The sequence below is a fragment of the Microbacterium sp. UMB0228 genome, assembly GCF_002871415.1.
Lineage (GTDB): Bacteria > Actinomycetota > Actinomycetes > Actinomycetales > Microbacteriaceae > Microbacterium.
The window spans coordinates 156,200-178,683 of the sequence record NZ_PNFU01000001.1 but is presented as its reverse complement, the minus strand read 5'-3'; the positions used below and the strand labels follow the sequence as shown (position 1 = coordinate 178,683).

General features: G+C 71.7%; 21 protein-coding genes. 6 read left to right on the top strand and 15 right to left on the bottom strand.

Features of this window, described 5'->3' with window-relative positions; all coding sequences use genetic code 11:
• Positions 1-8 precede the first annotated feature (8 nt).
• Together CJ226_RS00955 and CJ226_RS00950 are read left to right on the top strand one after the other, a co-directional pair.
• A complete protein-coding gene (locus tag CJ226_RS00955) occupies positions 9-536 on the top strand; it encodes a hypothetical protein (protein WP_025104424.1) in 528 nt (175 codons plus the stop codon).
• 44 nt (positions 537-580) lie between these two features.
• A complete protein-coding gene (locus CJ226_RS00950) occupies positions 581-1,069 on the top strand; it encodes a SprT-like domain-containing protein (protein WP_062635729.1) in 489 nt (162 codons plus the stop codon).
• A 25-nt stretch (positions 1,070-1,094) separates the two neighbouring features.
• Here the strand turns inward: CJ226_RS00950 and CJ226_RS18565 are convergent, their stop codons facing one another.
• The 12 genes from CJ226_RS18565 to CJ226_RS00890 form a co-directional block, all read right to left on the bottom strand.
• Complete coding sequence (locus tag CJ226_RS18565; RefSeq protein WP_082802908.1) at positions 1,095-1,649, bottom strand: DUF3054 domain-containing protein; 555 nt, start codon at positions 1,647-1,649, stop codon at positions 1,095-1,097.
• 26 nt (positions 1,650-1,675) lie between these two features.
• Entirely contained in the window at positions 1,676-2,335 is a 660-nt protein-coding gene (locus tag CJ226_RS00940) for a 2-phosphosulfolactate phosphatase (RefSeq protein WP_062635727.1), read from the bottom strand.
• An 18-nt stretch (positions 2,336-2,353) separates the two neighbouring features.
• A complete protein-coding gene (locus CJ226_RS00935; RefSeq protein WP_102208059.1) occupies positions 2,354-3,814 on the bottom strand; it encodes an ABC transporter permease in 1,461 nt (486 codons plus the stop codon).
• Positions 3,811-4,572: an ABC transporter ATP-binding protein gene (locus CJ226_RS00930; RefSeq protein WP_025104429.1), complete on the bottom strand. Its 762-nt coding sequence runs from the start codon at positions 4,570-4,572 to the stop codon at positions 3,811-3,813. Before CJ226_RS00930 ends, CJ226_RS00935 begins: the two co-directional genes overlap by 4 nt.
• A gap of 168 nt (positions 4,573-4,740) precedes the next feature.
• Positions 4,741-5,376 carry a response regulator transcription factor gene (locus tag CJ226_RS00925; RefSeq protein WP_102208058.1) on the bottom strand — a complete coding sequence of 212 codons (636 nt, stop codon included), beginning with the start codon at positions 5,374-5,376 and terminating at the stop codon, positions 4,741-4,743.
• The gene (locus CJ226_RS00920; RefSeq protein ID WP_102208057.1) at positions 5,373-6,554 is read right to left on the bottom strand and encodes a sensor histidine kinase; all 1,182 of its coding nucleotides are present in this window, start codon (positions 6,552-6,554) and stop codon (positions 5,373-5,375) included. Before CJ226_RS00920 ends, CJ226_RS00925 begins: the two co-directional genes overlap by 4 nt.
• A 54-nt stretch (positions 6,555-6,608) precedes the next feature.
• Complete coding sequence (locus tag CJ226_RS00915) at positions 6,609-7,400, bottom strand: class I SAM-dependent methyltransferase (protein ID WP_102208056.1); 792 nt, start codon at positions 7,398-7,400, stop codon at positions 6,609-6,611.
• A gap of 105 nt (positions 7,401-7,505) precedes the next feature.
• Complete coding sequence (locus tag CJ226_RS00910) at positions 7,506-8,657, bottom strand: AMP-binding protein (RefSeq protein WP_180964502.1); 1,152 nt, start codon at positions 8,655-8,657, stop codon at positions 7,506-7,508.
• 15 nt (positions 8,658-8,672) lie between these two features.
• Positions 8,673-9,593, bottom strand: coding sequence for a 1,4-dihydroxy-2-naphthoyl-CoA synthase (locus CJ226_RS00905; RefSeq protein WP_102208055.1), 921 nt, complete (start codon positions 9,591-9,593; stop codon positions 8,673-8,675).
• A gap of 5 nt (positions 9,594-9,598) precedes the next feature.
• The gene (locus CJ226_RS00900; protein WP_062635717.1) at positions 9,599-10,558 is read right to left on the bottom strand and encodes a permease prefix domain 1-containing protein; all 960 of its coding nucleotides are present in this window, start codon (positions 10,556-10,558) and stop codon (positions 9,599-9,601) included.
• Position 10,559: 1 nt separating this feature from the next.
• A complete protein-coding gene (locus CJ226_RS00895; protein ID WP_029989612.1) occupies positions 10,560-10,892 on the bottom strand; it encodes a PadR family transcriptional regulator in 333 nt (110 codons plus the stop codon).
• A 142-nt stretch (positions 10,893-11,034) separates the two neighbouring features.
• Complete coding sequence (locus CJ226_RS00890) at positions 11,035-12,273, bottom strand: Fic family protein (RefSeq protein ID WP_102208054.1); 1,239 nt, start codon at positions 12,271-12,273, stop codon at positions 11,035-11,037.
• A 112-nt stretch (positions 12,274-12,385) separates the two neighbouring features.
• Between CJ226_RS00890 and CJ226_RS00885 the strand changes: the two genes are divergently transcribed.
• The gene (locus CJ226_RS00885; RefSeq protein WP_062636066.1) at positions 12,386-13,372 is read left to right on the top strand and encodes an o-succinylbenzoate synthase; all 987 of its coding nucleotides are present in this window, start codon (positions 12,386-12,388) and stop codon (positions 13,370-13,372) included.
• Here CJ226_RS00885 and CJ226_RS00880 read toward each other — a convergent pair.
• Positions 13,369-13,995, bottom strand: a complete 627-nt coding sequence (locus CJ226_RS00880; protein WP_062635712.1) for a TetR/AcrR family transcriptional regulator — start codon at positions 13,993-13,995, stop codon at positions 13,369-13,371. The two genes, CJ226_RS00885 and CJ226_RS00880, sit on opposite strands and share 4 nt — an antisense overlap.
• 129 nt (positions 13,996-14,124) lie before the next feature.
• Between CJ226_RS00880 and CJ226_RS00875 the strand changes: the two genes are divergently transcribed.
• The 3 genes from CJ226_RS00875 to CJ226_RS00865 all read left to right on the top strand — a co-directional run bounded on the left by CJ226_RS00875 (position 14,125) and on the right by CJ226_RS00865 (position 19,590).
• Complete coding sequence (locus CJ226_RS00875; RefSeq protein ID WP_102208053.1) at positions 14,125-16,911, top strand: efflux RND transporter permease subunit; 2,787 nt, start codon at positions 14,125-14,127, stop codon at positions 16,909-16,911.
• On the top strand, positions 16,908-18,875 hold the full coding sequence (locus tag CJ226_RS00870) for a YhgE/Pip domain-containing protein (protein ID WP_062635709.1): 1,968 nt from the start codon (positions 16,908-16,910) through the stop codon (positions 18,873-18,875). The genes CJ226_RS00875 and CJ226_RS00870 overlap by 4 nt, the downstream gene beginning before the upstream one ends.
• A 124-nt stretch (positions 18,876-18,999) precedes the next feature.
• Positions 19,000-19,590, top strand: a complete 591-nt coding sequence (locus CJ226_RS00865) for a 2'-5' RNA ligase family protein (protein WP_257996425.1) — start codon at positions 19,000-19,002, stop codon at positions 19,588-19,590.
• 106 nt (positions 19,591-19,696) lie between these two features.
• On the opposite strand, the gene ccsB is transcribed toward CJ226_RS00865, so the two are convergent.
• Positions 19,697-20,677: a c-type cytochrome biogenesis protein CcsB gene (gene ccsB, locus CJ226_RS00860; protein WP_062635707.1), complete on the bottom strand. Its 981-nt coding sequence runs from the start codon at positions 20,675-20,677 to the stop codon at positions 19,697-19,699.
• Positions 20,678-20,686: 9 nt separating this feature from the next.
• A complete protein-coding gene (locus CJ226_RS00855; RefSeq protein ID WP_102208052.1) occupies positions 20,687-22,468 on the bottom strand; it encodes a cytochrome c biogenesis protein ResB in 1,782 nt (593 codons plus the stop codon).
• Between the last annotated feature and the right edge of the window lie 16 nt (positions 22,469-22,484).

The window sequence follows — 22,484 nt, the reverse complement described above, 5'->3', positions numbered from 1 at the left end:
GGAGAGCAATGAGTTTGATCCGGGGATACGACCGGGAGAGCCTCCGCGAACAGGTCGATCTCGACGAGTGCGCGGCACGCCTGGCCGAGATCGAGGAGCAGCGCAGCCTTCCCGCCCTGCTGGAGCGGGTCTGGCTGCTGAAGGTGCTGGGACGCCTCGACGACGCCCTCGCGCTCGCCGACGAAGCCGTACGGCAGGCCCGGATGGCCGGTACCCGCAAGGACGTGCTCCGCGCCCGTGTGCTGCACGCGACGATCCTGCAGTACCGGGGCGCATACGCCGCCGCCGAGCAGGAGCTGGCGACCTGCGCCGCGGAGGCGGAGGGGCAGCGCTGGCTGTCGATCGCCGCTTTCGCCTATCAGCACCACGGCAAGAACGCCTACGACGCCGAGGACTACGAGACCGCGCGGGAGAGCTTCAAGCAGTCGCTGTTCCTGCGGCGCGAGTCCGGCGCGGAGGACCGGGAGCTGGAGACCGTGCTCCTCGCCATCGAGGCCGTGGAGCGCCGTCGTCCGGCGCAGCTCGTCGCCGGCTGACGTCGTTGCGCCCGAGTGTCCGCGGCATGCCTTAGCCTGAGCGCATGGCGGAACTTGACCGCGTGCGCGTCTGGGGCGAGGCACTGATCCGGTTGCATCTCGACGACAGCTGGTCGTTCGACTTCGACCATGCCAAGCGTCGCGCCGGCCAGTGCGACTACACGCGCAAGCGCATCACCGTGTCGCGGTATCTCGCCGCCCGCTTCGAGGACGACGAGATCCACCAGGTGCTCCTGCACGAGGTGGCCCACGCCCTCGCCGGGCACCAGGCCGCCCACGGCCCCGCCTGGAAGCGCGTGGCGCGCGACCTGGGCTACGTCGGCGGCACGACGCACCACGGGGAGACCGCCGTCGAGCTCGCTCCGTGGGTGGGCCGCTGCCCGGCCGGTCATGTCACGTATCGACACCGCCGCCCGAGCCGGGCCACGTCCTGCGCCCGCTGCTCCCGCACGTTCGATGCCCAGCACCTCTTCGCCTGGACGCGTCGCGAGATCACGACCGACGCCCGCCTCGCCGCGCAGGCCCCGCGCTGAGGGCCGAGGGAGCGGGGTCGCACGCTCAGACCGCTGAACCGCCGGAGCGCGGCTGCTCTTCGGACGCGGAGGCGTCCTCCTCGGCCGGCCCGGCGTCCTCCGCAGCAGGCGCGGCGTCCTCCTCCGCGTCCGAGGGTGCCTGACCGGCGGCCGCGTCGCGATGTGCCGCGGGTTCGGTCGACGGGGTCAGCCCGGACTCCGACTCGGCTGCGGTCTCGTGGTGACGGCGGCGTCGACGAACGAGCGCGGTGAGACCCCGCCAGCCGAGCAGGAACACGCCAAGCACGAGCGTCGCCACGATGACGAAGGGCACCTCCGCGGTGTCTCCGCTGAGCAGACGCAGCAGCATGCCGACGACGACCGTCACCACCCACACCACCGCGCCCCACGGCAGCGACCACGGCCGCCGCGGCCGTGCGGGGAGCAGCAGCGCAGCGGCGTGCCCCAGCAGCAGGGCCACGAGGAACGGCCACGCCGTGAGGAGGAACCCTGCCGGGTCCTCCTGGTGGGAGGCGCGACCGATGGCGGCGAAGACGAGGACGAGGACGGCGTCGACGAGGAGAGCGGGGAGGAACCTCATTCCTCGACCCTACGCGGATCGCGTGCTCACTCGAAGCGCGTGAACCGCCCGTCGCGCAGAACGGGGACGGCGTCCACCGCGTCCAGGACGGCGGCGTCCGCGGTGCTGGTCGGCACCAGTCCGGCGGCCCGGATGCGATCGGTCGCGGAGACCCCGGCCTGCAGCTCGCGTCCGGAGCCCGTCGCCCCGATCAGGTGCTTCAGTGCACGCCGCAGCGCGCGGAAGCCCTCTGCGGCCACGGCGGCGTCCGGGGCCGTGTGGTCGATGCCGAGATCGGTGAGCGCCGCCGCGATCGCTCCGGCCCCGAGCTGGTCCTCCACGGCGACGCGCAGCTCCCCCGCGGCATCGAGCTCGCCGGCCGGGACGAGCGCCACCGAGGTGCGGCCCTGGCGGCGTTCCTGCTCCACCTGCACGGCCCTGGCCACGGCACCGGCGTTGCGGATCGAGCCCAGCAGGACCGTGGCCCCGGTCGGGGCGGCGGCTGCCACCGCCGCCCCGTTCCGCGACCAGTCGAGCGCTCCGGCCAGCTCGACCTCCGCTCCCGCGGCCACCGCATCGGCGACCGTCGAGGAGAACCGGAGGACGTCGATCACCACGACGACGTCGGCCGGGGCGAGGCGGGCGAGCCCGGACATCCCCCAGTCGAGTCGGACCTGATACGGGGACTGATCGAACGGCGACGGCATCCGTCCAGCCTAGAGCCGTCAGTCCGCCGCGAGTGCCTCGACCGGAGCCACCCTGGTCGCCAGCCGGGTCGGCGTCGCGGCGGCCACGAGCGTGAGCAGCGCGGTCGCGGCGACGATGATCGCCACGGGAAGCCACGGCACCTGCGGGGCGATCAGACCGGCGGGCGTGAACTCCGGCAGGACCGGAACGGAGCCGAGCAGCGACTGGGCAGCGATCCACCCGTAGAGCACCCCGAGCACGAGACCGGTGAGGGTCGCCGCCACCGTGATGTGCGTCGCCTCCAGCAACACCATGCGGCGCACCTGGCGGTTGGACAGACCGATCGAGCGCAGCAGTCCGAGCTCGCGGCGCCGCTGCACGACGCCGATGGTGAGGAGGTTGACGAGGCCGACGGCCGCGATCACGGCCGACACCGCGACGAGCACCATCATGATGGCCGCGAAGGCGTCGTACGGCGCGAAGAACTCCGCCGGGATCTCCTCCGTGGTCTGGCTGGTCATCAGGCGCTTCGACGACTCCAGCGCCACCGCGAACATGGTCACCAGGGTCACGCCCATCACGACGCCGATGGCCATCCGCGACGACCGCTCCGGGTAGCGCAGGGCGTTCTCGGCCGCGAGGCGTGCGGTCGCGCTCGAACCGAACAGGCGCCCCACGAGCCGGAGCACCGGCGGCATGAACAGCACGGACCCCAGGGCGAGCCCGGTGAAGGAGAGGATGCCGCCGAAGAATGCGACCACGACACCGAGCGGTGTGACGAGTCCGAGGACGACGCCGCCCGCGAGCAGAGCCGCGCCGGAGATCAGCAGCACCCAGGCCCCGACATGGCGACCCTTGCGCCCCGAGACCTCGTCACGGGTGCGCTCGACGGCGCCGCCCAGAGCCTGCAGCGGCGTCACCGCGAGCACGCGACGCGAACCCACCCAGGCGGCCGCCCAGGTGGTGAGCGCGACGCCGACCGCCGGGAGGGCGAGAGCGGGCTGGGCGAGCGAGAAGGACGACGGCGAGGTGGCGACGAGCTGTCCGCCGAGCTGGACGGCTGCCGCGGAGAGGAGGAGTCCGGCGAGCAGGCCGAGCCCCGCGCCGAGGAGCCCGACGACGAGCCCCTGCCGGCCGACCTGCGCCCGCTGCGAGCGCGCGGTCGCCCCGATGAGACGCATGAGCGCGATCTGCCGGGTGCGCCCCGCGATGATCGTCGAGAAGGTGTTCGCCGTGACGATCGCGGCCACGTACATCGCGACGGCGGTGAGCAGCACCGACAGGATCGCGACGACGACCGCGAGCGTGCCGCTGTCGCCGATGAACGGATCGGCCTGGAGCACGGCGCCGATGTAGGCCGTGATCTCGACGAGGAAGACGCCGAACGCCGACGACAGCGCGGCGACGAGGACGCTCGCGCCCATGCCGCGGTCGCGGAGCCAGGCCAGCCGGGGTCCGGTCGTCCGCGTCTCCGGGACGACCGTGGCGAGCGCGGTCATGCCGACACCTCCGCGGCGAGCATGTAGGCCGAGATCTGCTCCGCGGTCTGCCGCGGGTGATCCGCCACGATCCGGCCGTCGCCGAGGTAGAGCACCCGGTCGGCGTGGCTCGCCGCGATCGCGTCATGCGTGACCATCGCGATGGACTGGCCGTGCTCCCGGCTGGCGGCCGCGAGCAGGCGCAGCACCTCTCGACCGGTCTGAGAGTCGAGGTTGCCCGTGGGCTCGTCCGCGAACACGAGGTCGGGGGCGGTGGCGAGGGCGCGGGCGATCGCGACGCGCTGCTGCTGCCCTCCCGAGAGCTGGTGCGGCCGGTGACCGAGGCGCTTGCCGAGGCCGAGCGTCTCGATGAGACCGTCGATCCGTGCCCGCTCGATGGCGCTGGGGCGGCGGCCGTCCAGCTCGAACGGCAGCAGGATGTTGCCGAGGGCGTCGAGCGTGGGGACGAGGTTGAACGCCTGGAAGATGAACCCGACCCGGCGGCGGCGCAGGATGGTCAGGTCGAGGTCGCCGAGACCCGTGATCTCGGTGTCGCCGATCCACGCCCGCCCCTCCGTCGGGCTGTCGAGGCCGGCCATGATGTGCATGAGGGTGGACTTGCCCGAGCCGGACGGACCCATGATGGCGGTGAACTGTCCGCGGCGGATGCCGACGCTCACGTCGTCGAGCGCGCGGACGGTGCCCTCGCCCGAGCCGTAGGTCTTCTTCAGGTGCTGGACGCGGGCGGCGAGCCCGAGGTCGGTGGTCGTGATCTCCATGTCCACGACGCTATTTCCGCACTCCGCCTCGTCGCGTCGCCCGCCCGGAGCATCCCGCTACATCGGGAGGATGATCCCGCGTCCTCCCGACCCACCCCCTTGCGTTCCTCCCACCCCTCTACGGACCGCCGCAAGGGGCCGGGTCGGACGGAAGGGGGTGGGTCGGGATCAGGCGAGGCCGTGCTCGAAAGCGAACACGACGAGCTGCACGCGGTCGCGGAGGGCGAGCTTCGTGAGGATGCGGCTGATGTGGGTCTTCACCGTGGCCTCGCTGAGGAACTCCCGCGCCGCGATCTCGGCGTTCGAGAGTCCCCGGGCGGCGAGCGCGAAGATCTCCCGCTCCCGCTCCGTCAGCTCGGCGTACTGCGGCGGCACGGGCTTCGGAGCCTCCGCGAAGTGCTCGAACAGCTCCCGGGTCGCCGAGGCCGCGATCACGCTCGACCCCGCGTGCACGGTCCGGATCGCGGCGAGCAGGAACTCCGGATCGGCGTCCTTGAGGAGGAAGCCGCTCGCCCCCTGCCGGATCGCCCGCGCCGCCGCCTCGTCGAGGTCGAACGTCGTGAGCATCACGATGCGCGGGGGTTCCGGACGGGACAGGATCTCGGCGGTCGCGGTCAGCCCGTCCATCACCGGCATCCGGATGTCCATGAGCACCACGTCCGGCCGGGTCGCGGCGATCACGTCGAGAGCCTCGCGCCCGTTGCCCGCCTCCCCCACGACCTCGAGGTCCGGCTGGGAGGCCACGAGCATGCGGATACCCGCCCGGAACAGCGCCTGGTCGTCCACCAGCACGACTCTGATCACTGCGGGGCTCCGATCGGAAGGCTGCTCTGGACGACGAACTGCGCACCACGGCGCTCGGCTTGCAGACTACCGCCCACGAGCTGGGCCCGCTCGCGCATGCCGATGAGCCCGTGTCCCCCGGGGGTCCCCGGCGTCGACTCCGGCGAGACGGTGTTGCGGACCTCGATGTCGACGCGATCGGGCAGCCACGCGAGATGCACGTCCACCGCGCCGTCGCCGTGGCGGATCGCGTTCGTCAGCGCCTCCTGGAGGATCCGGTAGACGGCGAGCTGGATGGCCCCCGGCGGCTCCCCCGGCGGCATCGGGTCGACCGTGACCCGCGGCTCGATGCCGGCCTGGCGCACCTGGCCGAACAGCGTCTCGAGATCGGCGAGGGTCGGCTGCGGACCGTCGCCCTGCCGATGACGGAGCTGGGTGAGGAGCATCCGCACGTCGCTCAGTGCTCCGCGGGCGGTCTGCGCGATCGTGCCGAGGGCCTCCGTCGCGATCTCCGGCTTCACGGCCGCGGCATAGCGGGCACCGTCGGCCTGGGCGATGACGACCGCGAGCGAGTGGGCCACGACGTCATGCATGTCCCGCGCGATGCGCACCCGTTCCTGCTCCTCGGCGGCCAGGGCCTCGGCCTGCAGCTGCGCCGAACGCGTGCGCCGGTTGCGCAGCACGACCCGCCAGAGGAGGCCGCACACCCACGCGAACCCCAGCGCCATGATGGAGGCCGCGACGAGCAGGGTGCCTCCGGTCACGAGCTCCCAGCCGCTGCCGGAGCCGAACATGACGCCCCCGACGACGACCATGTACAGCGAGGCGACGATGCCGCCGACGATCACGGATCCGAACCCCCACCAGAGCACGCGGCGGGTGCCCCACGCGGAGGTCGCGTACAGCACGAGGAGGATCGCGAAGTCGGTCGGCAGCGGCCCGAACCCGGCGAGCATCTGCACGACGGCTCCGGCCCAGGCCGCGGCGAGCGCGAGGCCGGGGGCCAGACGTCCGATCGCGACACCGCCGAACAGGAACACCGACGACGAGATCAGACCGATGACGTTGACCGCGGAGGACCCGGCCACGTCCGGCTGGGGCGCATAGAACACGACACCGAGCGGCGTGAGGAGCGCGAACAGCAGCACCGCCCCGACGATGTCGAGGACGAGGCCGGTACGGGACAGCGGACGGATCACTCCCCCACGCTACGCGAGCGACTCGGGCGCGGCATCCGTCGCGGGATGTATCCGTCAGGCGCGGGCGAGGATCTCCCCGTGCGGCACGAGGAACCAGCCGTCGCCGTCGTCGGCCCAGCGCTTCCAGGCGTCGCTGATCTCCTGCAGGTCGGCCGCGGAGGCCATCCCCTCGTCCACGAGCTGCCGGGCGAGCGCCGACTCCAGGATGCGGTCGGCCCACATCCCGCCCCACCAGGCGCGCTCGGACGGCGTCGCATAGCACCAGGTCGACGCGGTCGCCGTGACGTCTTCGAAGCCCGCGGCGCGTGCCCAGGCCAGGAGGCGGCGGCCGGCATCCGGCTCTCCGCCGTTCGCCCGGGCCGCGGCGCGGTACAGCGCGAGCCACCGGTCGAGCTCCGGGAGCACCGGGAACCACAGGAAGCCCGCGTAGTCGGCGTCGCGGGCGGCGATGAGCCCCCCGGGCTTCGCGACCCGGCGCATCTCCCGCAACGCCTGCACCGGATCGGCGACGTGCTGCAGCACCTGGTGCGCGTGCACGACGTCGAAGGAGTCGTCGGCGAAGCTCAGCGCGTGCACGTCCTCGACGGAGAAGGCGATGTTCGCGACTCCCCGCGCGGCGGCGAGGTCGCGGGAGAGGGACAGCGCGGCGTCGTCGATCTCGGTCGCCGTGACGTGCGCGACCACTCCCGCGAAGTCCACCGTGATCGATCCGGGCCCCGCTCCCACGTCGAGGAGCCGGGTCTCTGCCGTGAGGTGCGGTCGAAGGTAGGCCGCCGAGTTCGCGATGTCCCGCACACTGTGCGAGCGGAGGACGGATTCGTGGTGTCCATGCGTGTACGAGGCCATGCGCTCAGTCTGGCACTCCCGCCGACCCACCCCTTTCCGTGTGTCCCGGCCCCTTCCGGACGCCCGCAAAGGGCCGGGGCGGCGCGAAAGGGGTGGGTCGACGGTCTAGAGCGAGGAGACCATGCGGCGGATCGCCTCGCGGTCGGGCTTGCCGGAGGAGAGGACGTCGAGTTCGTCCACGAGGATCAGGCGGGACGGACGCGCGTGGACGCCGATCTCGCCGGCCACCGCCTCCCTGGCCTGGGCGAGCTGCTCGGACTCGCTGCGCCGCAGGGCCTCGCCGCGCGCCGCGACGATGACCGAGGCCTCCCCCCAGCGCTCATCGTCGACAGCCACGACCACGGCCTGATGCAGCCCGGGCACAGCGCGGACGATGCGCTCCACCCGGTCGAGCGAGATGTTGATGCCGCCCGACACGATCACGTTGTCCGCGCGACCGTGCACGCGCACCACGCCGTCCTCGAGGAGCCCGAGGTCGCCCGTCCGGTACCAGCGGATTCCGTGCTCGTCCCGCGCGAAGGTGCGCGCGGTCAGCGCCGGGTCGCCCAGATAGCCCTCCGCGAGCATGGGGCCGGCGATCCGCAGCTCGCCGTCGACCGCCCGGACGTTCACGGTGTCGAGCGGGACGCCGTCGTACACGCAGCCGCCGCTGGTCTCCGTCGAGCCGTAGGTGCGGACGAGACGCACCCCGAGGTCGGCCGCCCGCTCCCGCAGCGGCTCCGGGAGCGCCTGGCCCCCGACGAGGATGGCCTCATACGCCTGCAGCGCCGCGAGCACTCCCGGCTCGGCACTCGCGTCGAGCAGCGTCGCGATCTGCGCCGGGACGAGGGAGGTGTACAGGGCGGGGAGGACGCCCGCGGTCGTGGCGTGCCGCATGCTCCGCGTGGCCTCGGCGAACGCCCGCGGTGTGAACCGTCCCTGGATCCGGGTCGGCTCCGTGCCCGCGAGGATCGAGCGCACCATCACCTGCAGCCCCGCGACGTAGCCGGCCGGCAGGGCGAGCAGCCAGCGACCGCTGCCGATCCGGGCGCAGGTGGCCTCCGCACTCGCCCGCAGTGCCTCGCCGCTCAGCGCCACCCGCTTCGGGACGCCGCTGGATCCGGAGGTCGCGATCACTGCGGCGATGCCGTCGTCCACCTCCGCCGGAGCGTCGGCGAGCATGCCGAAGCCGAGAGCCGGTCCCTCGTCGAGAGCTCGGAGCAGCGCCTCCCGCAGGAGCACGGTGTCTTCCGCGTCGGTCGGGATGAGGGCGGTCACGATCGTCTCTCCGGCTCAGTAGTGCCAGGGGAAGGACGACCAGTCGGGGGCGCGCTTCTCGAGGAACGAATCCCGCCCCTCCACCGCCTCGTCCGTGCCGTAGGCGAGACGGGTGGCCTCGCCCGCGAACACCTGCTGCCCCACGAGCCCGTCGTCGACGGCGTTGAAGGCGAACTTGAGCATCCGGATCGCCGTCGGCGACTTCGTCAGCACGGTGCGCGCCATCTTCAGCGCCTCACGCTCGAGTTCGGCGTGCGGCACCACGCGGTTCACGGCCCCCGCCTCGTAGGCCCGCTGCGCCGAGTACTCCTCGGCGAGGAAGAACACCTCCCGCGCGAACTTCTGTCCCGTCTGCCGAGCCATGTAGGCGGAGCCGTACCCGGCATCGAAGCTGCCGACGTCGGCGTCCGTCTGCTTGAAGCGCGCGTGCTCGGCCGACGCGATGGTCAGATCGCACACCACGTGCAGCGAGTGCCCGCCACCCGCCGCCCATCCCGGGACCACGGCGATGACGACCTTCGGCATGAACCGGATGAGCCGCTGCACCTCGAGGATGTGCAGCCGCCCGACAGCCGCCGCGGACGCTCCGCTGACGACGGCGGTCTCGGCGTCCGAGTATTTGTACCCGTCCCGGCCGCGGATGCGCTGATCCCCTCCGGAGCAGAACGCCCACCCGCCGTCCTTCGGGCTCGGTCCGTTGCCGGTCAACAGCACCGCCCCGATCCGCGCGTCCTGTCGCGCGATGTCGAGCGCCCGGTAGAGCTCGTCGACCGTGTGCGGGCGGAAGGCGTTGCGCACCTCGGGCCGGTGGAAGGCGATGCGGGCGACCCCGCCGTCGCGGCTCACGTGCGCCGTGATGTCGGTGTAGTGCTCGGCGCCGGGCGCCAGCTCCCACTCGGCGGGATCGAACAGGTCGGAGACGAAGGCATCGGTCACGGTCTTCAGCCTATTCCCCGGGCACGCGCCGTCTTCATCCACCCGTCGACGATGTCCCAGGCCGGGAAGGCCACGAGGCCGATGCCGGTGATCACCGTGAGCACGCGCATCGTGCCGGCATCCACCCCGTTGTCCGTGAACACGAACTCCAGGAAGGCCGGGTTGAGGAGCTCGCCCTGCAGGAGCAGGGTGAGGGCCCACACCGCGAAGGCGACGGCGAGGACGGTGTTCACGACGGCGGCGGCGACGGTCCACCGCCGACGCGCGTACACGGCGACGGCCAGGACGGCCTCCGCGATCATGAGCGCGAGGAGGATGCCGATGCCCACCGGCCAGAGCGCGGGCGCCAAGATCGGGATGGAGTCGCCGCCCGTCGGGAAGAATCCGAGCGTCGCGTCCCACACGATCGCGCCGATGCCGGCGAGGAGGAACACGAGCGAGGCGATCACGTCGGCGCGGGCGGCCCCGTGCTCCGTCGGCTCCGGAAGCTGATCCACGTTCCATCGCACGCCGGTGTCCGCGCCGGTGCGCTCCAGCACGACGAAGACGAGCGTGACCCAGAAGCACAGGTGCACGATCACCGACAGCGTGACCGAGACGACCGCGCCGATGACCTCACCGGGTCCGCCGCCGTTGATCAGCTGCCCGATCGCGACGCCCACCGCGGCGAACGGCGGCACGATGAACAGGAGCAGCTTCAGCAGCCGCCACCAGGTGAGGTAGTACCGAGGGCCGATGAGGTGCAGCGGGCGGTCGGCGTATCCGGCGGCGAGGATGCCCGGGTCACCGAGGTCGGTGAGGACGGCGCGCTCCGCCTCCTCCTGGCTCTCGCCCTGTTCCCGCCGCGCGTCGACGGCATCGGCGATGGCGGCTTCGAGTTCGGCGCGGACCTCGCTCTGCGCCTCCGGCGCGAGGCTGCGGATCGTGGCGCTGATGTAGCGCTCGGTGAGGGTGCTCGCGGTCATGTCAGTTCTCCTCGGGGGTGAGGGAGGCGATCGCGGTGGTGAGCGCGCGCCATTCGTCGGTGAGGGTGTCGGCTAGCCGGGTCCCGGCCTCCGAGGTGCGGTAGAACTTGCGGGGCCGGGCCTCGTCGGTGTTCCACTCGCTCGTCAGGTACTCCTGCTTCTCCAGACGGCGGAGCAGCGGATAGAGCGTGTTCGCGTCGGTGGCGAACCCGCGGCTCTCGAGTTGCTCGAGCAGCGCGTACCCGTACTCCGGCGTGCGCAGCAGCTGCAGGCAGGCGAGCACCACGGTGCCGCGGCGCAGTTCCTGCAGATGCGTGTCGAGCGTCTCGTTCATGTCGATCACAGTAGTGTGCGTCACACACCATTGTCAACGACACATATCGCGCGACACGTCTTTCACCCGCCCCGAGCGCCCGCGTGCACTGGTCCTGTTGCGCGACCGGGGTAGTCGACGAGCTTCAGCGCTGCCTCTCGATTCAGCGGACGGTCATGCGGCGGATCTCGGCGGCGTAGGCGTCGAGCACGCCGAAGATGCCGCGGTGCTGCCAGACGCGGTTTCGGCTCTTTCCCGAGGTCTCGGTCAGGACTCCTCGCTCCGTCAGCGCGTCGAGCGCGCGCAGCGCCGCCATCTCTCCGAGACCGAGCTCCGCCATGAGGTACTTCGTGTTCACGGCGGGCTGGCCGACGAGGTAGGGGAGCACCTTCCACGCCGCGGCATCCGCACGGATGCCCTTCATCTCCTGACGCGACTCGTCGAGCTGCTCCACCAGGCCATCGACCAGCCAGGTGCCCGTCTTCGCAGCGATGCGGCTGGCCATCGCGAACTCGCGGACGATCGGGCCGGCGTCGCCGTCGCGGAACGCTCCGAGGGCTGCGAAGTAGCGCTCGGTATCCACGAGAAGTCCCGCGGAGATCGGCACCGCGGTGGACCCGACGAGCTTCTTGTTGCGCAGGATCGACTGCGCCAGGGCGCGCCCGGCGCGACCGTTGCCGTCGACGAACGGATGGATGGTCTCGAACTGGGCGTGTGCGACGGCCACCTGCACCAGAACCGACACGTCTTCACGGTCGATGAAGGAGACCAGATCCGCGATCGCACCGGGGATGCGGTCATGGTGTGGAGCGACGAACGTCGCGAAGCGGGGGCCGGCGTTCCCGGTCCCGATCCAGACCTGCTCCTGGCGGTAGCGGCCGGCTTCGTGCTCGAGACCGCGCTGATGCGTGAGCAGCGCGCGATGCATGGCGAGGATGGAGTCCTCGTTGATGTCGTCAGCCATCTGGAGCGCGGCTTCCATGGCGCGGACGTTGCCGATGACTGTCAGCGCGTTCGCCTTGTCGCCCTCTTCGATCTCGGCCAGGGCGAGCTGCTTCGCCGAGGTCGTCAGCTGCTCGATCTGCGAGCTCGAGGCCGACTCTGTGCGAAGCAGTATCGCCGTCATCGGGCCGAGAGCGGGGTGGTCCGTACCGAGCTTCTTCTGCGCGTGCTGATCGAACTCGACCAGTTGACGGGTGGCATCCTCGACGTCGGCCGAGTCTTCACCGGATAGCAGGGGATGCCACTGAGCGATCGGCGCCGTGACGGTGGCGTCGTACCGACCCGTCTGGCGCGACACCTCGGCGCGGGAGAACATCTCAGGGGCGCGCGGCACCCACTCGAAGGGCTCGTGCGAGACGGGTTCAATCACAATGGGTGCAGGGGCAGCTTCTGTTGCCATTCACCAAGCTTACCAACGCTTACTGCACTATCTGTTGGTTGCGCGACGTCGAACCATCGGGACGAAACCCGCGTGCGGCATCATCACGGTGGTCGTGGCGCACAATGGGGTCATGATCCCCGCCGTCACGGAGCTCCTCGATTCCGCCCGCGTCGTTGCCCTGCCGATGCAGACCCGCTTCCGCGGCGTCGACACCCGGGAGGCCCTGCTGTTCGAGGGGCCGGAGGGCTGGGCGGAGTTCTCGCCGTTCGTCGAGTACGACGATGCCGAGGCCGCGACCTGGCTGGCCGCCGCGATCGACTACGCCTACGCGCCGCAGCCCGCGCCGCTGCGGGAGCGGGTCGGCGTCAACGCCACCGTGCCCGCCGTCGACGCCGCCCGCGTGCCCGAGGTCCTCGCGCGGTTCTCGGGGTGCCGGACCGCGAAGGTCAAGGTCGCCGAGCCGGGACAGGTGCTGGCGGACGACGTCGCCCGGGTCCAGGCCGTCCGCGAGGCGCTCGGACCGGAGGGTCGCATCCGGATCGACGCGAACGGTCTCTGGAACGTCGACGAGGCCGAGCACGCCGTGCACGCCCTCGCCGCCTTCGACCTGGAGTACGTCGAGCAGCCCTGCGCGTCGGTGCCCGAGCTCGTCGAGCTGCGCGGGCGCATCGCCTACATGGGCATCCCGGTCGCGGCGGACGAGAGCATCCGGAAGTCCGGCGACCCCCTCGCCGTCGCACGCGCGGGCGCGGCGGACATCGTCGTCATCAAGGCCCAGCCGCTGGGCGGCCTCACCCACGCCCTGCAGATCGTCACCGCGGCCGGCCTCCCGGCGGTCGTCTCCAGCGCCCTGGACACCGCGATCGGCCTGTCGCAGGGGGCCGCGCTGGCCGCCGCGCTCCCCACCCTCGACTACGACTGCGGTCTGGGCACGGCCTCCCTGTTCCAGGACGACGTCGCCGACCTCCGCCCCGTGGACGGAGAGATCCCGGTGGGGCGCCTGTCCCCCGACCCGGCAGCGCTCACCCGTCTCGCCGCCGCGGACGAGCGTCGGGAGTGGTGGCTGGCCCGACTGGCCCGCTGCCACCACGAGCTGCTCGCAGCCCGCAGCGCCTAGGACTCGACGAGGAGTTCCACGAGCCGCCCGAGCTCCTCGCCGCCGGAGTGCCGCAGGGCCGCGTCGTCACGACCGGCCATGGCACCGCGGACCGTCATGCCCTCCCAGAGGATCATGAGCATGCGCGCCGCATCGGTCGCGGGCAGCCGGAGACGCAGCGTGCCCGCCGCCTCCACGATGTCCTCCACGATGCGCGCGATGCTCGCCACCATCTCGCGCTCCTGGGTGAGGTAGGCCTCGCCGAACTGCGGGTCGCGCAGGGCGCGGATCCGGATCTCGCTCATCAGCATCACGCCCAGGCGGTCGTCGCTGCCGAGCTCCATGATCTGCTGGACGAGATCCTTCGGGTCGCAGTCATCGGCGAGCTCGCCGTCCGCCCGCATCTGCTCCACGCGAGTCCGCACGGCTGCCACCCTCGCGTCGGCGACCCCGGCCGCGAGGGTCAGGAACAGCTCGTCCTTCGAGTCGAAGTTCGAGTAGAACGCCCCGCGCGTGAACCCGGCGCGCTCGCAGACCGCCTCGACCGAGGCCCCGTCCAGGCCGACCTCGGCGAACACCTGCGCGGCGGCCTCGAGCAGCCGCGCCTTCGTGTTCTCCCGGCTGCGGGTGGCGGTTGTCGACATCGGAACCTCCTGGCCTTCCCTCTCGATGATTCACACCCGGTGCACAGACTCCGGATAGCGGATGACCTTACGATACATCTATGTATCGGATACACCTGTGTATCCACCCGGCACCTCACGGAGATTCGCGTGTCCACACTCCTCTCGTCCCTCGGACGCTGGTCCTTCCGCCACCCGTGGCGCGTCCTCGTCTCCTGGCTCCTCGCCCTCGGCATCGCCGGAGCCGGAGCCGTGGTCCTCGGCGCCGGCACCGACAACACGTTCTCCATTCCCGGGACCGAGTCCCAGGCCGGCCTCGAGCAGCTCTCCCGCTCCTTCCCCCAGGTGAGCGGCACGAACGCCCAGTTCATCGTCGTAGCCGCGGACGGCGACGAGATCACCGATGACGCGTACCGCGAGCCCATCGAGGATGCCGTGTCGGAGCTCGGCGACCTCGACGAGGTCCTCGCCGCCACCTCGCCGTACGACGAGATGGTCAACGGCATGATCAACGACGACGACACGGCGGCCATCGTGCGCCTGCAGTTCGACGGCGAGTCCACCGACGTCTCCGAGGAGACGAAGGACGCCCTGCGCTCCACCGTCGACGAGCTCGCGGCCGACCTCCCCGACGGTGCGCAGGCCTCTCTCGGCGGCGACCTCTTCGCGATCTCGATCCCCGGCGTCACGCTCACCGAGGCCGTGGGCCTGCTCATCGCGCTCCTCGTGCTCATCGTCACGTTCCGCTCGTTCGTCGTCGCCGGGCTCCCCCTGCTCACCGCCATCCTCGGCGTCGGCATCTCCATGGCCGGGATCTTCACGGCGACCGCCTTCGCGACCGTCTCCTCCACCACGCCGCTGCTCGCCCTGATGCTCGGGCTCGCGGTCGGGATCGACTATGCGCTCTTCATCGTCGCGCGCCACCAGGACCAGGTCCGGGACGGCGTGGAGCCCGAGGAGTCGGCCGCCCGCGCGGTCGGCACCGCCGGATCGGCGGTCGTCTTCGCCGGCGTCACCGTGCTCATCGCACTGATCGGCCTGGGCTTCGCGGGCATCCCGTTCCTCACCACCATGGGCGTCGCGGCGTCGGTGGCCGTCGCGGTCGCCGTGGCGATCGCGGTGACCCTGACCCCTGCGCTGCTCGGATTCCTCAAGGGCCGCGTGGCCGGACGGCCGAAGCGCGCGAAGGCCCCGAAGAAGGCGGCCGCGAAGGACGCCGTCACGAAGCCCCGCGGCAGCCGTCGGTGGGTGGAGGGCGTGACGAAGCACCCCGTCCTCGTCTCCCTCGCGGTCGTCCTCGGCCTCGGCATCGTCGCCGTCCCCGCTCTCAGCCTCGACCTCGCCCTGCCGAACGCCGGCGTCCTGCCGAAGGACTCCGAGGCGCGACAGAACTACGACCTCGTCGGCGAGCAGTTCGGCCCCGGCTTCAACGGCCCCCTCATCCTCACCGGCACCATCGTCACCTCCACCGACCCGCTCGGTCTCATGGAAGACCTCGGAGACGCGGTGGCCAAGGTTCCCGGCGTGAAGGAGGTCGCCCTCGCGACGCCGAACGAGACCGCCGACACCGGCATCGTCCAGATCATCCCGGAGACGGCTCCCGACGACCCCGCGACGGCCGACCTCGTGCGCGAGCTCCGCAGCCACCACGACGAGTGGCTGGACGAGTTCGGCATCGACCTCAAGGTCACCGGCTTCACCGCCGTCGGCATCGACATCTCGGATCAGCTCGGGGCGGCTCTGCTGCCGTTCGGGATCTTCGTGATCGGCCTCTCGCTGATCCTCCTCACCATCGTGTTCCGCTCCCTCTGGGTGCCGATCACCGCCGCGGCAGGCTACCTGCTGTCGATCGTCGCCGCCTTCGGCGTTGTCGGGGCGGTCTTCGAGTGGGGCTGGTTCGCCGACCTCCTGCACGTTGCAAAGGTCGGCCCGATCATCAGCTTCATGCCGATCATCCTCATGGGCGTGCTCTTCGGCCTGGCGATGGACTACCAGGTGTTCCTCGTGTCGCGGATGCGCGAGGACTTCGTGCACGATCCCGACCTCCGCCCGGGTGCGGGATCGGTGAACCGCGCCACCCGGCGGGCCGCAGCTCTGCGCGCCGTACGGAGCGGGTTCACCGGTTCGGCGAAGGTCGTCACGGCCGCCGGCCTCATCATGTTCGCGGTGTTCGTCGCCTTCGTGCCGGAGGGCGATTCCTCCCTCAAGCCCATCGCCCTCGGACTCGCCGCCGGCATCGCTTTCGACGCCTTCCTCGTGCGCATGACGCTGATCCCGGCGCTCATGGCGATCCTCGGCGAGCGCGCCTGGGAGATCCCGTCCTGGCTCGAGCGGATCCTCCCCCGGGTGGACATCGAAGGCGAGGCGGTGGAACGCGAACGGCACCTCGAGGCGTGGCCGGGCGACGGCTCGCTCGTCGCGGCCGATGACCTGGAGCTCGGCGCGGGCGCCGCGGCGACGGAGCGACTGTCGCTGCGGCTCGCTCCCGGCGCAGCCCTGGTCGCGAGCGGCGCGGACGCCGGGACGCTGCGGGCCCTCGCTCTCACCGTCGGCGCCCGCATCCCCCCGACCGACGGACGCCTCCGCGTCGCCGGACACCTGCTCCCCGGTCGTGCGGCCTGGGTCCGTTCCCACGTGGGCTGCGTGCTCGCGGAAGACGACGCCCCGGTGCTCGCCGACCTCCGCGAAGCCCTCCGCGGTCGTTCCGAGCTCGTGGTGATCGACGGCGCGGACCGGCTCCGCGGCGGCGAGCGCGACCAGGTCGCCGCGATGCTGCGCGACGCGAAGGCGCGCCGAGAGCTCGCCGTCTTCGCCACCGCCGTCGACGCCGACGCGGCCCGTTCCCTCCTCGCGGACGCCGGATGGCCGTCCGCCGACGTACTCGACACGCGCGCGCCCCGCCCGAGCGCCGCAGAAACGACCGAGGTGCCCGCATGACCCTCCCCCTCGAGCGTGCCCGCTCACGCAAGCCCATCACCTGGCTCACCGTCCTCGGCGTGCTGCTGCTGCCGGCGGCGATCGGCGGCATCCTCATGGCGGCGCTCTACAACCCGACCGAGCGTCTCGACTCCATGACCGCGGCGATCGTGAACCTCGACGAACCCGTCGAGATCGACGGCCAGACCGCTCCCCTCGGGCGGCAGCTCGCCTCCGGGCTCGTCGAGGGCTCGGACGATCTCGACTCGAACCTCACGTGGGTCATCTCCAACGAGGAGGACGCCGCCGACGGGCTCGCCGACGGCACCTACCAGGCCGTCATCACGATCCCCGAGGACTTCTCGGCCGCGGCGACCTCCGCGGGTCAGGCGGTCGCGGACGGCGGCGGGGACGCGGAGCAGGCGACGATCCAGGTGACGACGCCCGACGACGGCCTCGTGGCCGACGACCTCATCACCGGGCAGATCGCCGATGTGGCGGCCTCGACGCTCGGCACCACGCTGTCCGAGGCCACGACCGAGAACATCCTCGTCGGCTTCACCACCATCGGCGATCAGATCGGCGATGCGGCGGACGGGGCCCTGGAGCTGGCAAAGGGGGCGCGTGACGCGGCGACCGGCGCCGCGGCCCTCCCGGAGGGTGCGACGCAGCTCGCCGCGGGTGCCGGAGAGCTGGGCACCGGGGCCTCGACCCTCGCGTCCGGCCTCGACACGATCGCGGGGCAGACGCGGCAGGCGGCGACCGGGGCCGGCACCATCGGGGCGGGACTCAGCTCCGGGGCGACCGAGCTCCAGGGCCGGGTCGCGGGCGTGCAGCAGCTCACGGGCGGGATCCAGTCGGCAGCCGCGTCGGCGGGATCGGCCGCAACGGACTCGGCCGCGGTCGCGCAGACGCTCGGCAAGATGGCGACCACCGCGTGCACCGCCGATCAGTACTCGTCGGAGTGCAGGCAGCTCTCCGACCTCGCCTCGAAGGCCGAAGCAGCGGCGAAGTCTGCGGGGACCGCCTCCGGCATCCTCAACAGCCCCCAGGTCGCGGGCGGAATCGCCGCACTTCCCGGATCCTTCTCCACGCTGGCCACCCAGCTCGGCGAGGCGGGTGCCGGGGCGACCGAGCTCGCCGGCGGGCTCAACCGTCTCGCGACCGAGGGTGTGGATCAGTCGGCCGCGGGAGCGCGGGCGCTGTCGTCCGGCGCGGCGCAGCTCGCCGACGGCGCGACCCAGCTCGCCGACGGCAGCACGGAGCTCGCCACCGGCCTCGACACCCTCGCGACCGGCACCGGCGACCTCGCGGGCGGACTGCGCACCGCGGCGGACTCCCTTCCCTCCTTCACCGACGAGGAGTCGACATCGCTGGCGTCGGTGATCGCCGACCCGGTGGCGACCGACTCCTCGATGGGCTCGCTCTTCGGCCCCACCGCGATCCCGCTGCTCACCGCGGTGGTGCTGTGGTTCGGCGGTCTCGCGTCGTTCCTCGTGCTCCGTGCCCACACGGCGCGCACGCTCACCTCGCGACGCTCCTCCGCCTCCCTCACCCTCCGCGCGTTCTGGCCGGCCGCGGCGATCGGCGCGGCACAGGGCCTGCTCGTCTCGCTCATCGTGCAGATCGTGGCCGACTACGACGTGGCGGAGTGGTGGGCGTTCGCGGGGACCGCCGTCCTCGCCGGGATGGTGTTCGCGGCCGTGAACCAGGCCCTCGTCGCGGTGTTCGGTGGCATCGGACGCTGGATCGCCGCACTGATCGGTGTCATCGCCGTCGCGACGGGACTCATCTCGACCGTGCCCGACTGGCTCGCGAGCATCGGGGCCGCCCTCCCGACCGCACCGGCCTTCGCGGGTCTCGTGGAGGCGAGCGGGGCCGCCGTCGCCGCCCTCGTCGTCTGGGGCGTGCTGTCGCTCGTCGCCACGACGGTGGTCGTCGCGGTCCGCCGCACGACCACGGCCCGCGCCGTCGTCACCGCCTGACCCCGGGCACAGCTGCGGAGATCACGCACGACACGCCGCCGGGCACCCCGCTCCGGCGGCGTGTCGTGTGGCGATCTCCGAAAGAGTGCCCGGACGCGACGACGGTACCCCGTACCCTCGTGCCATGCGCCGACCGTTCATGGACACTCCGGACCAGCTCGCGAGCCTCGACGGGCAGCAGTATCTCGTCCTCCGGCCGACCGGGGCCGTCGCCGCAGCATACCGGGCCATCCAGGAGGCCGCGCTCGGTCGTCTGGACACGCCGCTCCGGCATCCGCACACGGAGCACGTGACGCTTCGGGGCTTCTTCGAGCCGGAGCGTCGGGAGGAGCTGCGGGCCGTGATCCGGGCCTGGGCCGCGGAACAGGGTCCTCTCGAGCTCACCGCCGACGCCGTGGACGTCTTCCCCGCGCCGTGGCAGATCGTGATCCTGCGCCTCGCCCGCACGCCCGCGCTCGTGCAGGCCTACGCCTCGCTGACGGAGGTGCTCCGGCCGACGGACTTCCGCCGCCTCGACGAGCTCTCCGTCGAGGACTGGACCTTCCACCTTTCGGTGCTCTACGGCAAGACGCTGAATCCCGAGACATGGCAGCAGCTCGCCGCCACCGAGGCTCGTCCGCTCACACCCGCCCCGACGGAGGTCGTCACCGAGGTCGAGTTCGTCTGGTACGAGGGCGGTGTCGAGCACGCCGAGGTCATCCCCCTCGGCGGCTGAGCCCTGCTCCGGCGGGCACGACTTCGGAGATGGCGGACAACACGCCGTGACCGAGCCGCGCCCGTCGGCGTGTCCCTCGCGATCTCCGAAGCTGTGCTCGGCGGGCTCAGCTCAGGCCGGAGTAGGCGTGCAGGCCCTTGAAGAAGACGTTGACGATGGTGAAGTTGAAGATCACGGCGGTGAAGCCGACGATCGAGAGCCAGGCCGAGGGGTTGCCGCGCCAGCCGCGCGTCGCCCTGGCGTGGATGTACCCGGCGTAGAGCACCCAGATCACGAAGGTCCAGGTCTCCTTCACGTCGAAGCCCCAGAAGCGGCTCCACGCGTAGTACGCCCAGATGGACCCGGCGATGAGCGTGAAGGTCCAGAGGATGAAGCCGATGATCGTGAACAGGTACGCCAGGCTCTCCAGGCGCTCCGCCGGCGGGAAGGTGCGCAGGAATCCGGGGCCGGTCTTCGCCGCGCCCTCGCCGAGCAGCCGCTCGCGTCGCGCCTGCATGAGCTGGATCACCGAGAGCGCGAAGGCGAGGGCGAAGAACGCGGTCGCGAGCGAGGCGACGAACACGTGGATGATGAGCCAGACGCTCTTCAGCGGGTCCATCAGCGGGGAGACCTCGACGTAGAAGTTCGTCGCGCCGAGGCCCAGGAGGACCACTACGAGGCCCGTGATGAAGGTGCCGAGGAAGCGCAGGTCGAGGCGGGTCAGCACCACGAGGTAGACGGCGATGATGAGGAGCGTCCCCACCATCGCGAACTCGTACAGGTTCGCCCAGGGCACCCGTCCCGCGGCGATACCGCGGGTGAGGGTCGCCGCGAGGTGGAACACGAAGCCGAGCACCGTGAGCGAGGTGCCGATTCGCGCCATGACGAACCGCTGCGGCGCCGCCGTCGGTGCTCCGGTCGCATCGAGCGGAGCGGAGACGCCACCGGAACGACCGGCGGCCACGAGCTCGCCCTCGCGGACGGTGTGGGCGTCGGCCGTCGCCTGCGAGCGGCGCGCGAGATCGAAGGCGTAGGCCACGAAGGCCGCCGCGTAGATCGCGATCGCCGTCCACAGCAGGACGGGCGAGATCACGGTGAGCTCGAGCATGGTGTCAGTCTACTTTCCGGGTGCCGGGGCCGCAGGGTCCGCGGCGGCGTCCGCGGCATCCTCGTCGGCGTCTTCAGGGGTACGGGCGGTCGTGCCGCCCGCGGCGTCGAGCAGCCGGGCGTGGCCGGCACGGAGGTCGTCGACGGCGCGGGCGAGCGTGGGGTCTTCCCCTCGGGCCAGGGCCGCGTACTCGAGGTCGACCGCGCCGTCCGCCGCGGTGGCCTTCACCCACACGCGCCGACGCGGCACGAACAGGGCGAGCATGAGGCCGCCGAGCGCCAGCAGTGCGAACCCGAGCACGAACACCCCGGACTCGTCGCGGTGGATCTGCAGGGAGGCGAAGCGCTTGACGGACTCCGAGGCGTCGGTGGCGCCCTCGGGCGACTCGTCGTCGAAGGTGACCGAGCCCAGGCCGTTCGGCAGCTGCGCGGTCTCACCCGGGGACAGCTCGATCGACTCCACGTCGGTGCTGCGTCCGGTGAGCTTGGTCATGTCGGAGGTGTCGAGCACGTAGACCGAGCGCGGCACGCCGTCGTTGATCCCGAGGTCGCCCGTGTACACGTCGAGCGTGAGCGTCGGGTTGGTGAGGTCGGGGTAGGCGGAGAAGAAGGCGCCCGTGTCGAGCACGCCGGTGGTCGGGTAGAAGAAGCCGACGAGGCCCACCTGCTCGGCCAGGCCGTCCGGCACCTTGAGCACGCCGAGCGAGGTCATGTTGTTGTCCTGCGGGAGGAACGGCGTGCTGTTGTGGAACACCACGTTGCCCTCGGGGTCGCGCACGGTGACCGTCGGGGCGTACCCGTTGCCGAGCAGGAACACGTCGTCGTCGGCCACGCCCAGCGGCTCGTTGACCTTGACGGCGCCCTCGCGCTCCTCGCCGTTCTCCTGGATGGTCATGTTCGCAGAGAAGTTCCCGGCCTGGCCGGAGCCGGGCTCGCCGAACGGCTGATACGTGACGTCGAAGGAGTCCAGCCGCATCGAGTACGGCGCGAAGGAGTCGTCGGCCACGAAGCGCCCGCGGTTCATGGAGTCGTAGTCGAGCAGCGTGTTGGCGAAGGTCTCCCCCTCGACGAGCACGCGCTGGCCCGTGTACGCGAAGCCGCCGCCGACGCCGATCGTCACGAGCACGCCGACGAGGGCGAGGTGGAAGAGCAGGTTGCCCGTCTCCCGCCAGTAGCCGCGCTCGGCGGACACCGAGTACGTGCGGCCGCGGTCGTAGCGCTCCACGCGGTAGCCGAGAGCCTTGAGCTGCTTCGTGGCGACGTCGATCGAGGCGGCGGCCTCCGCAGCGGCGTCCCCCGTGCGCGTGCCGGAGTCGGCGACGGTGTCGCGGGTGACGGCGCGGTAGTCCTCCAGGCGTCGCAGCCGCGCGGGCGTGCGCGGCGGGCGGGCCTGCAGCGCCTTGGCGTGGTGCTTGATGCGGGGGATGACGCAGCCGACGAGCGAGGTGAACAGCAGCAGGTAGATCGCCGAGAACCAGGGCGACAGGTACACGTCGAAGAGCTTGAGCGCGTCGAGGACCGGGAACAGGTCGGGGTTGTCGCGCTCCCACTGCGTCACGCCGTTCGGGTCGGCCATCCGCTGCGGGAAGATCGATCCGGGGATGGCCGCGATCGCCAGCACGAGCAACAGGACGAGCGCCGTGCGCATCGAGGTGAGCTGACGCCACCCCCAACGGAGCCAGCCGACGAACCCGAGCCGCGGCTGGGTGATCGTGTCGTCGCCGTCGACGTGGTCGGACGGGCGGAGCGGATCGCTGGAGTCGGTGGTCACGGCACCCTTGTTCTTCGTCATGGTCGTCTCGGAGCGG